We start from the raw sequence: 10357 nt of genomic DNA on the forward strand, positions 1-10357 counted from the left end.
TATTCCTTCCAAATAATAAATCAGTCTCCCACAGAATCTTCAGTTTCAGGCGGGTTATAGTCCGGAAGTCCGTCACCGCTGATAGAATGACCATCCTCGGGATTAATCAGATCGCCTGTTTCCGGGTCAATATAATACCCCGTTTCCTCGTCTATTTCAAACGACTTCCATACAGGCTCAGTGTTTTCGGGAAGTTCATCCTCCGGAATCTTCTCCCAGATACTGTCTTCATCGAGGTCTCCATCTTCGGCATCGCCACCGGAAACTTCATCGCCGGTGTTCTGCATAACAGGATTACCATTTTCATCCAGCGCCGGATTACCGTCCTCATCCAAAAGAGGTGTTCCCTGCTCCGCGGTAACCGGATTGCCGTTCTCATCAAGAATCGGGTTACCATTCTCATCCACTGTGGCTTCTGTCTTCTCAGCAGCTGCCATCATAATTTCCTTCTCTCTCAAAGCATCAAGCTCAGCCTGCTCTTCTTCTGTCACAGGCTCAGTCATAGGTATGTTCAGGTAAGGAAGAGCCTCTGTAAGCACCTTTTTTACAACTCTTGTCGCAAACTTGGCATCAGCCTGATCCATTGCGTTAGGTCTGTCTACAACAACATAGATCGCAATCTTAGGATCATTAGCGGGAGCATATCCCATGAAAGATACTACGTACTGCTGATTCTTACGCGGAATAGTCTCCGCTGTACCTGTTTTACCACCTATCATATATCCTGCAGGTCTTGCAGTCTTACCGGTACCTTCTTCACCTGCAACAACCTGATTACAGAATTCTATAACCTTCTTTGAAGTCGACTCCGAGACTGTCTGTCTGAGTATCTTAGGCTCAATGCTCTTAATCGTAGCTCCTGAAGAATTCTGAATTTTCTTTACAACATGGGGCTCATAAAAATTGCCGCCGTTTACCAGTGAACTGAACGCAGAGATCATCTCAATCATGTCCACGTTAAAGCCCTGTCCGAACGTGCCTGTTGCAAGCTCGGTGGAACCCATATCGTTTGCACTGTAGGTGAGTCCTTCCGTCCTGGCTTCTCCGGCAAGGTCTATATTGGTCTTAAGGCCAAAGCCAAAGCTTTTCTGGAATTTCGCGAAGGTATCGGCACCTATTGTCTGGCCGATTTTCATCATAGCAACGTTACAGGAAATCTCTATACCTCTTTCAACGGAAACCGCGCCATCACCGTACTTGTTATGGCAGTAAATCTCGTGTCCGCCGATATCCATTTTTCCGGTACATTCATATACTTCATTGCCTGTAATGCAGCCCGCTTCAAGTCCCGTTGCCACTGTAAAAGGCTTTGCGACCGAACCCGGCTCATAGGTATCAGATATACAGAAATTTCTCCAGAGAGCGTTGAGGTTCCACATTTTTTCATCTTCGCTCATGCCATCGAGCATCTCCTGCGTAATGTAAACTCCGGAATCATATATACTCTCGCCCGCTATTTTCAGACCTCTCTCATCTACCCTGGGCATTCCGATGAGATTGTCGGTATTTCTGGTATCGTTAAGATCAAATTTGGGATAGCTGGCCATCGCAAGGACATCACCATTATTGACATCCATGATCACACAACCGATATTGTTCGCGCCGTTTCCCTGGCGAAATGCATCCTTATAGGTATCATTGAATTCCTGAAGGTACTTCTCGACGATTGACTGAAGGTTACCGTCTATAGTTGTAACTATGCTGTTTCCGTCCGTCGGCGGGATTGTTGTTCTCTCAAGGTTCGAATCCTCGTCGAGGTAGCCGTAGGTACGTCCGTTACTGCCGCTTAAGACATCATTGTAATATTCCTCAAGTCCGAATACGCCGTTGTTGTCACTTGTTGTAAATCCGACAACATCGCATGCCATTGAGCCGTTAGGGTATTTTCGGATGTAGTTTTCCTCAAACCACACGCCCTGTACATTTTCGTCGTAGGTTTCGCTGCCTATTGTAATAAGCCCCTGGAATTCGCTGATTTCATCATAGGTGCGCTGTTTTGACAGGACATAGTACTGCGACTCGGGGTTATCGGAAATATAGTTTCTGATTTCTCCCTCATCAAAGCCAAAGCATCTCACAAGCGCACTGACCGTGGGATCCAGATACTTATTATCTTTTCCCGATAAAACAAGCTTGGCATCAAGAACAATGTTGTAAACCTTCTCACTGTATGCCAGCACTGTCCCGTTGGCATCAAGTATCTCACCGCGTCTGTAAGGTATTGTGCTGGAATCATACTTTTGCTGGGACAAAACCTGCTTTTCATATTCCTTACCGTTGTCCCTGTTTATGAGGATCAGTCTGATACTCAAACCAACAAAAGCTGTCAGTACTATTATGAACAGCACTAACAGCTTCTTTTTCATCCCTATTGTAAATTTTTGTGCTTTACTTCTTTTAGTTCTCATAACTTTTTTCAATTACCATCCGGTATAGGTGCAACCTGTCTTACATAATCATTGCCACTGCCACCGGAATAAGATACGATCTGACCATCAGTAGCATAGGTCATACCGTACTCCCCTATAGCGATTCGCTTTATCTCCTCCAAATCAAGACTGCTTACAGCCTTGTTATACGCCTCATCATTGTCCTGCTTCAAGGTATTGAGCTGTGCCTCCAAAGTGGACACTTCCTTAACACTTGAAGTTATTTCCGACTGAAGAGTTATATACCAAGTAAGTATAACCCCTGTAGCCAAAACTGCAAGTGACAAAAACAACAAATATCCAAGGCTCATGTGAGACGCGCGTTTCTTAGCCTCCTTGCGCTTAACCTCATGGAGCGGCATCTCTCTTCGAGTCTGTCTTCTTGGCTCATTCAGTTGTCTTGCGGTATTACCGTATACATATCTCTTTTCCATATATATTTCCTCGTTACTATACACCCTCATGATTCTATTTTTTCAAAAACTCTCAGCTTTGCACTGGCGCTTCTTGAGTTTTCTTCAAGTTCCTTTTCGGAAGGAATTATCGGTTTTCTTGTTATTACCTTTCCTTTTGATTTCTTGCCGCATACGCAGATCGGGATCTCCGGCGGGCATGTACAGGGATTTTCATTTTTCCTGAAGTTGTTCTTTACTATTCTGTCCTCAAGAGAGTGGAAGGTTATTACACAGATTCTTCCTCCGGGATTAAGAAAATCGATCATTCCGTCAAGAGAATTCTCCAGAACATCCAACTCTCTGTTACAGGCAATTCTCAGCGCCTGATAAGTTCTCTTTGAAGGATGCCCTCCCTTTTCTCTCATTCTTGCGGGAATTGCAGCCTTTATAATCTCATTGAGTTCAAAGGTTGTTTCTATAGGCTTTTCCGCTCTTCTCGCTACTATATGCTTTGCAATGTTCTTGGCAAATTTGTCTTCGCCGTAATTTCTTATAATATGAAATATTTCCATCTCGGAAAATTCATTCACTATTGTTCCCGCGGTCAGTTCCTGGCGTCTGTCCATCCTCATATCAAGAGGTGTGTCGAATCTGTAGGTAAAACCGCGCTCCTCGTTATCCAGCTGAAAGGATGAAACTCCGAGATCCAGGAGGATTCCGTCAACACCCTCTATTCCAAGGTCTCTTACTCTGCTTACCGCATTTTCATAGTTGTCACGAATAACGGTGATTCTGTCGCCAAAAGGTTCGAGGCGCTTTGTTGCCGCCTTAATTGCATCTTCGTCCTGGTCAATTCCAATGAGTTTTCCTTTATCAGAGAGTTTTTCGGCTATGTGTGAGGAATGTCCCGCACCGCCCAGTGTACCGTCAACGTATATGCCGTCAGGCTTTATATTCAGGTTTTCAATCACTTCATTTAGAAGCACTGAGTAATGCTTGAATTCCATATTGTTTTCTTTCCTTGTACCAGGCACATGACTTAGATGCTTAAGCCATATTCACTCATTTTCGCTGCTATGCTATCGATATCATCAAAGCTTGTTGCTTCTTCCCACTTCTCCTTGCTCCAGATTTCAACTCTATTGCCGACACCTGCAACAATTGCATCCTTTTCTATAGAAGCGTGGCTTAGCCAGTTTGCTTTAAGAAGTATTCTTCCCTGCTTATCAAGCTCGACATCATCTGCTCCTGCCATGAAGAATCTTCCAAGTTGTCTTGCACCGGGTATATCCATAGGCAGCGCCTTGAGTTTCTCCTCAAAGGCATCCCAACCTTCCTGATCAAACACAAAAAGACATCCATCAAAGCCCTTCGTTACCACAAACTGCTCTCCCAGCAGATCGCGAAACTTGGCCGGGATGATCAGTCGCCCTTTTGCATCGATTGAATGGCTGTATTCGCCTTTGTACGCCTTTCCCATAGTTTCTTCACCGGTAAGGTGGATTGTTCTGATTCGTCAACTTATTTTTTGTGATTGATTGTTTTTGGCAGGTCTGTGTTATTATCCACCACAATCGCCCACTCTGCACCACATTCCTCCACCTAAATGTATAATATACCTTTTTTCTTCATTTAACAACCTCTGTCTGGCGGCTTTATCGCTGAATTTAGGCGCAAAAATGCCTCCCACCGTCCGGTGGGAGGCTCGCCCATACAAGATATTGTGGTTTAAGTTTTCTGTTTAGCATATCTTGTCTGTATTGTTCTTTTGGAGTAATTTGGGAAATTTTTATTAAATATTAAATATTTTAGGGGTTCTGTGTTTTATATGTTTTCTTTTATTTCACAGACTCTTTCTGCGAGGGCTGTCTGTGTTTTTAGTTCTTTCATTCAAAACACAGATGCATTATTAGTCGCCATCTGTGTTTTTGTCTTTTTCTTCCAGGTCACAGATGCCTAACGCTATGGCCTTCTTTGTTTTGGGCATTTTCTTTCAAAACACAGACTCTAACCACTATAGCATTCTGTGTTTTGGGCTTTTCTTCTCAAAACACAGACCATCCCTACTATATCCATCTGTGTTTTCTTAATTTACAGCCTAAACACAGATTCCCCCTAAAAAAGCATCTATGTTTTGGCCATTTTGAATTAATGCACAGATATCTTGCCAAAATGAGCCTCAATAAACTTCTCCACTATTCGTGAATTTAACGGTTGCTTTGAACTTTCATAAGTAACAAGCAAATTCCGCCCCAAAATTATTCCGTTATTCTCATATTCTCTGAACTTCTTCATATTATTTTCAAGATATTCAGGATTATCCAGCATCCCTAAATGCTCTAGAAAAATTTCCTCCCTAGTCCCCGGTTTTAGGATTGTAAAATCCGGATAACGCACCTGCCCATTACTCAGAATTATCGGGCACTCATACCTATACGGAATTCCTCTTGAAAACAATGCGTTGGCTATCATCTCCTCAGATTTGGATCGTACTCTTTCTCCTCTTACCGTCACATGATATGGCATTTCTTCATCAAATTTCTTGGGCACATACTCAAACTGTTGCCAATCATGGACATAATCATCATCAGGCATGTCTGCAAAATCGAGTTTTTGTTTTAATTCCGAAGGATATCCGGAAATAAGTCCGGGTATATTATCTGAATAGCCCCGTAAAAATGAATAAATCCTCTTCTGCTCCTTCTCAGCTTCACTAACAAATTTCAAATCATACCTCTTTTGCGCAAGTTCGCTAACCAGGTCAGAATCTTCTCTTTTAATATATTCACTCTTCCTATGCCCCTTTATCCCAAGATAGTAGTGGCTCTTCCCTCCCGTTGTAGCTATTCTAAGACTGCCTTCCGGCGCATTTGCTATACGTTTTTTTCTCTTATTCACCTCTCTCTTTAATAACGCTTCTCTTTCCTGTAATTGTGATAAAAAATCATACTTTGGGAATATAACAGTTCTCCTCCTTTCCCTATGTAAAAATTATGAAAACAAAAATGGAAAAAACAATATGACGAATTCATATTGAAGAAATGGAAAAAATAATAGTAGATATTGAAACACATATAGAGGTATCTGTCAACCTCGCCACTTACTCATGGCATTGTCTCTTAACCCAAAATCATTTAAGATATAACATGCTGCAATGCAAATTTACCAAAAGGATTTTTAAAAAATGAGTCACAATACTTCACTTGAATTTTTAAATATGATAAAAAACCCTTCTGCTAATGCATCGAATAAACGAGGTTCAGGAACATCCAACAGAAGTACCGCAGTAAATAACATAGCAAAAGGCGCACTAAAAAGCGCCTCCGCTCCGGTTCCAAAAGAAGTTCCCCAAGAAGCTCCCAACTCACATAGCACTATCGCTGTAATAGACACCGAAACCAATTGGTATAACGAGGTAATGTCTATCGGTATCGCACTTGCGGATGCGAGTACTTTTAAGTGTGTTGGTGCGAAGTATTATATTATTGATCCCGAATACAGAAAAGGCGGGATGTATTCAAGCGTTCTGAATATTGCGAAAAACATTCCGAAGGCAGTAGCCTCCAGAGAGGCGGCAATGGCTGACATCAGCAATTACCTGAGGGAAAACGGTGTTGGTAGTTTATACGCTTACAATGCTAAATTTGACTACGGTCATTTGGAAGAGCTCTCGGACTTCGATTGGTTCGATATCATGAGACTGGCTGCATATAAGCAGTTCAACAGCTTCATTCCGGCCAGTGCCGCTTTATGTAAAAGCGGCCGGTTGAAAAGTGGATATTCCGTTGAAAATATATTGAGAATGATCAGTGGAAATGCAAGTTACTGCGAAACTCACAACGCAGTAATAGATGCAATGGATGAGCTGAGAATTATGGAATTGCTGGGACATGATCTGGATGCGTACGGAATAGCCAAATTGTAAAATTATGCCTTCCTCGATTAAAGCCTTCCCCCTTTGGGGGAAGGTGGCACGAAGTGCCGGATGAGGGGAAGGCTTTGTTCAAATATCAAGTTCCGGCGGCTCATCTAAATGTTCTGAAACATATTTGCCGTCTTTTTTTCTCTGCTTCACACATTCCGTGAGAAGATATTCAATCTGTCCGTTTACCGAGCGGAAGTCATCCTCTGCCCAGGCAGCGATGGCATCGTACAACTTGGCACTCAGGCGAAGCGGGACCTGCTTTTTCTCTGCCATTAGTACAGACTTCCTGAGTTAACAACAGGCTGTGCGTCATGGTTTCCGCAAAGAACTACGAGAAGATTGGATACCATAGCTGCCTTTCTCTCCTCATCAAGTTCAACCAGCTCTTTTTCATTAAGTCTCTCAAGAGCAAGTTCAACCATTCCAACCGCGCCGTCAACAATGAGCTTTCTGGCATCCACTACTGCTGCTGCCTGCTGTCTCTGAAGCATTGCAGCTGCAATCTCGGGAGCATAAGCAAGGTAGGTAATTCTTGCATCAACTATCTCGATTCCGGCATCGGCAACTTTTACCTGAATCTCATCTCTGATACGGCGTGCAACAAGTTCCGTGGAGCCGCGAAGACTTCCGTCATCAGCCAGTCCGTCACCGGTGGTATCAACATTTTCGGTGATGTCATAAGGATAAAGCTTAACCACATTTCTTACAGCCGTATCACTCTGAAGCGAAAGATATTCCTTGAAGTTATCAACAGCAAATACTGCTTTTGCAGTATCAGTCACCTTCCACATAACAGCAACTGCAACCTCAACAGGATTACCGAGAAGATCGTTGACCTTCTGTCTGGAATTGCTGAGAGTCATAACCTTAAGTGATATCTTCTTTGATGATCCTGCTCCTGTGAGCTGCATTTCACCGCTGTTAATAGTTATACCTGCAATCTTCTTATTATCAGCGATATCTCCGCTCTGACCAAGCTTTGTATCAGCAGCAGGATTGAAAGCTGTGCAGAAAGGATTTACAAAGTAGAATCCATCCTCTTTAAGTGTTCCGACATATTTTCCAAAAAGCGTGAGCACCAGCGCTTCACCGGGCTTAATAGCCTTAAGTCCAAGATAAGGGAACCAGCCGATCGCTATGTAAATTATGCTTATAATAAAAATCAAAAGATTAGCGCCTTCTCCTAATGCGGCAGTTATGTATACCGAAGCGCCGTCAAGTCCCATTGCGGAAAACACAAGCACCACAATAGCAAGTAAATACAGTACTGTAACTGTTATCATTACTGCCATTCCATTTTTATGTCCGGTTATAACTTTTTCTTTTACATTTTCATTCATAATATTCACCTCCTGAATTATTCTGTCCTTGTTGAAAAGTATCTTGATTTAAATATTAGTATTGCAATGATAATTATTGGCAGTCCAGCCAAAACACCATTTGGTGCAGGTCCTAAAAGCCTGTAGTTGCCGGTATCCGGCACACATAACGCTATCGGAATAGTTGCTGCGGCATTTATTGATCCGTGGAAAATTGCAGGAAACCAAATACATCCGCTCTTTTCATAAACCGCGTCACACAAAATTCCAAGTGTAATTGTGAATATGCAAAATACCAGCATTCCTGTAACAGGGAATCCGAAATAGCTGGGGCCGTATTCATATCCGATGAAGCCTATGAGAGGCCAGTGCCACATGCCCCAGATAATGCCGCCGATTATGATGCCCTTTGTTCTGCCGAATTTCTCCTTAAGGACGGGAGACATATATCCTCTCCAGCCTGCTTCCTCACCGACCGCTACGAACATATTTAAAAGCGGTGCATACAGTGCTGAAGAAGCAGATGTAATAAGCATGTATGTCTGATAGGTAAGCCCCTGTGCTTCAAGTGCCTTCATAGCGGCTTCTCCTGCCTCTCCTGAAGCAGCCATTATATACTGTCCTGTCAGATCAAGATGCTTAGGGAAAATAAGGAAGTATATAGCTGCGCCTATCAGTGTAAGAAGAAACGGACCAAACCATGAAAACAGCAGTGTTCCGACATTCCCCTTGAATTTAGGCTTCCAGCCCATTCCCTTAAGCTTTACTCCGGATATCAGTGTTGCAACAAGCGGCACATACATCATAACTGCCATCAGGAGCTGACCTACCGCCGCCCCTCCGTTCTGATACAGCATCCATACTGCAACCTGCATTACCCAGGCAATGATAAATACCCATCGAAGGTATTTAAATAATGTCTTGTTGTCATACTGAGTAGTTTCCATAACATACCTCCATTTATTGTTTCCGACGAACCGGAATCAAAACCGTTCATCTATCTGATATCATTATGATATCATTAATACATCAAAAGTCAACACATCTATCTTCCCAATTTGGCAAAATAAAAAGAGGCGCAAAACACGCCTCTTTTGTACGCCTCTATTCTTTTTATACATTGAATCTAAATAGTATTACATCTCCGTCCTGAACGACGTATTCTTTTCCTTCCATTCTTACAAGGCCCTTCTCTCTTGCTGCTGCAAGTGAGCCTTCACGAAGAAGATCCTCGTAATTTATAACTTCAGCCTTGATGAAACCTCTCTCAAAGTCTGTGTGGATCTTACCTGCTGCCTGAGGAGCCTTGGTTCCGATTTTGATGGTCCAGGCTCTGGTCTCATCCTCACCGGAAGTAAGGAAGCTCATAAGACCGAGAGTTCTGTAGCTTGCTGCGATAAGCTTATCAAGACCGGACTCGGAAAGTCCCATACTCTCAAGGAACTCAGCCTTCTCATCAGCCTCAAGCTCTGAAATCTCGGCTTCAATCTGAGCACTGATTACAAAAACTTCACTACCGGACTTTGCCGCAAGCTCGCGAACTGCTGCTACATATTTATTGGAAGCGCCGTCGTCAGCAAGATCATCCTCAAGAACGTTAGCTGCATAGATTACCGGTTTCCATGTAAGAAGGTCGTAGGTATTCATAAGTGCCTTCTCATCCTCATCATCAAGCTCGAGCTCTCTTGCCATCTTGCCGCCCTCGAGAACTTCCTTAATTTTATTAAGAAGCTCAAGTTCCTTGGCTGCTGTCTTATCCATTCTTGCTGCCTTGGTAGTCTTGGCAATTCTTCTCTCCAAAACCTCGAGATCAGCGAAAACAAGCTCTAAGTTGATTGTCTCAATATCTCTTGCAGGGTCAACCGAACCGTCAACATGAACCACATTGGGATCATCGAAGCATCTTACGACATGCACAATTGCATCTGTCTCACGAATGTTTGCAAGGAACTGATTTCCAAGACCCTCGCCCTTAGATGCGCCTTTTACAAGACCTGCTATATCAACGAACTCGATTGTAGCAGGTGTTACCTTCTTGGAATTATAAAGGTCACCGAGGAGCTGCAATCTCTTATCCGGTACAGCAACGATTCCCACATTAGGATCAATTGTTGCGAAAGGATAGTTCGCTGCAAGCGCTCCTGCATTTGTAAGTGAATTAAAAAGGGTACTCTTTCCGACGTTCGGGAGCCCGACGATTCCTAGTTTCATCTTTTATCTCCTTTTTCCCTTATTTAAGGGATTTCTTAACATTATTACTATAAAATCTACACCATTTTACACCAGAAA

General features: G+C 43.0%; 10 protein-coding genes. 1 reads left to right on the plus strand and 9 read right to left on the minus strand.

All coding sequences use genetic code 11. The features are described 5' to 3' along the window. Positions 1–20: 20 nt before the first annotated feature. From BMW61_RS15605 to BMW61_RS15625, 5 genes are all read right to left on the minus strand, one after another. Positions 21–2408 carry a peptidoglycan D,D-transpeptidase FtsI family protein gene (locus tag BMW61_RS15605; protein WP_091823773.1) on the minus strand — a complete coding sequence of 796 codons (2388 nt, stop codon included), beginning with the start codon at positions 2406–2408 and terminating at the stop codon, positions 21–23. 8 nt (positions 2409–2416) lie between these two features. Then, entirely contained in the window at positions 2417–2863 is a 447-nt protein-coding gene (locus BMW61_RS15610) for an FtsB/FtsL family cell division protein (RefSeq protein WP_022761683.1), read from the minus strand. Positions 2864–2889: 26 nt separating this feature from the next. Then, entirely contained in the window at positions 2890–3831 is a 942-nt protein-coding gene (gene rsmH, locus BMW61_RS15615; RefSeq protein WP_022761684.1) for a 16S rRNA (cytosine(1402)-N(4))-methyltransferase RsmH, read from the minus strand. Between the two features lie 32 nt (positions 3832–3863). Continuing rightward, entirely contained in the window at positions 3864–4304 is a 441-nt protein-coding gene (mraZ, locus tag BMW61_RS15620) for a division/cell wall cluster transcriptional repressor MraZ (RefSeq protein WP_022761685.1), read from the minus strand. 668 nt (positions 4305–4972) lie between these two features. Beyond that, positions 4973–5722: a hypothetical protein gene (locus BMW61_RS15625; protein WP_091823755.1), complete on the minus strand. Its 750-nt coding sequence runs from the start codon at positions 5720–5722 to the stop codon at positions 4973–4975. 286 nt (positions 5723–6008) lie between these two features. Here BMW61_RS15625 and BMW61_RS15630 point away from each other — a divergent pair, with 286 nt between their 5' ends. After that, positions 6009–6749 carry a 3'-5' exonuclease family protein gene (locus BMW61_RS15630; RefSeq protein ID WP_242876767.1) on the plus strand — a complete coding sequence of 247 codons (741 nt, stop codon included), beginning with the start codon at positions 6009–6011 and terminating at the stop codon, positions 6747–6749. A 78-nt stretch (positions 6750–6827) separates the two neighbouring features. Here the strand turns inward: BMW61_RS15630 and BMW61_RS15635 are convergent, their stop codons facing one another. The 4 genes from BMW61_RS15635 to ychF form a co-directional block, all read right to left on the minus strand. Beyond that, entirely contained in the window at positions 6828–7022 is a 195-nt protein-coding gene (locus BMW61_RS15635) for a type II toxin-antitoxin system antitoxin (RefSeq protein WP_022761688.1), read from the minus strand. Beyond that, a complete protein-coding gene (locus tag BMW61_RS15640; RefSeq protein ID WP_022761689.1) occupies positions 7022–8089 on the minus strand; it encodes an SPFH domain-containing protein in 1068 nt (355 codons plus the stop codon). The genes BMW61_RS15635 and BMW61_RS15640 overlap by 1 nt, the downstream gene beginning before the upstream one ends. Positions 8090–8106: 17 nt before the next feature. Continuing rightward, positions 8107–9015 (minus strand): CPBP family intramembrane glutamic endopeptidase, encoded by a 909-nt coding sequence (locus tag BMW61_RS15645; protein WP_091823757.1) that lies wholly within the window; start codon positions 9013–9015, stop codon positions 8107–8109. A 166-nt stretch (positions 9016–9181) separates the two neighbouring features. After that, positions 9182–10279, minus strand: a complete 1098-nt coding sequence (ychF, locus tag BMW61_RS15650) for a redox-regulated ATPase YchF (protein WP_026497840.1) — start codon at positions 10277–10279, stop codon at positions 9182–9184. Positions 10280–10357: the final 78 nt, after the last annotated feature.

Source organism: Butyrivibrio sp. ob235 (assembly GCF_900109475.1).
GTDB lineage: Bacteria > Bacillota > Clostridia > Lachnospirales > Lachnospiraceae > Butyrivibrio.

What these genes read in the sequence shown, in the direction of transcription:
- ychF (WP_026497840.1), bottom strand. Translation starts at nt 10,279, where the DNA reads ATGAAACTAGGAATCGTCGGGCTCCCGAACGTCGGAAAGAGTACCCTT.
- BMW61_RS15640 (WP_022761689.1), bottom strand. Translation starts at nt 8,089, where the DNA reads ATGAATGAAAATGTAAAAGAAAAAGTTATAACCGGACATAAAAATGGA.
- rsmH (WP_022761684.1), bottom strand. Translation starts at nt 3,831, where the DNA reads ATGGAATTCAAGCATTACTCAGTGCTTCTAAATGAAGTGATTGAAAAC.
- BMW61_RS15645 (WP_091823757.1), bottom strand. Translation starts at nt 9,015, where the DNA reads ATGGAAACTACTCAGTATGACAACAAGACATTATTTAAATACCTTCGA.
- BMW61_RS15605 (WP_091823773.1), bottom strand. Translation starts at nt 2,408, where the DNA reads ATGAGAACTAAAAGAAGTAAAGCACAAAAATTTACAATAGGGATGAAA.
- BMW61_RS15610 (WP_022761683.1), bottom strand. Translation starts at nt 2,863, where the DNA reads ATGGAAAAGAGATATGTATACGGTAATACCGCAAGACAACTGAATGAG.
- BMW61_RS15630 (WP_242876767.1), top strand. Translation starts at nt 6,009, where the DNA reads ATGAGTCACAATACTTCACTTGAATTTTTAAATATGATAAAAAACCCT.
- mraZ (WP_022761685.1), bottom strand. Translation starts at nt 4,304, where the DNA reads ATGGGAAAGGCGTACAAAGGCGAATACAGCCATTCAATCGATGCAAAA.
- BMW61_RS15635 (WP_022761688.1), bottom strand. Translation starts at nt 7,022, where the DNA reads ATGGCAGAGAAAAAGCAGGTCCCGCTTCGCCTGAGTGCCAAGTTGTAC.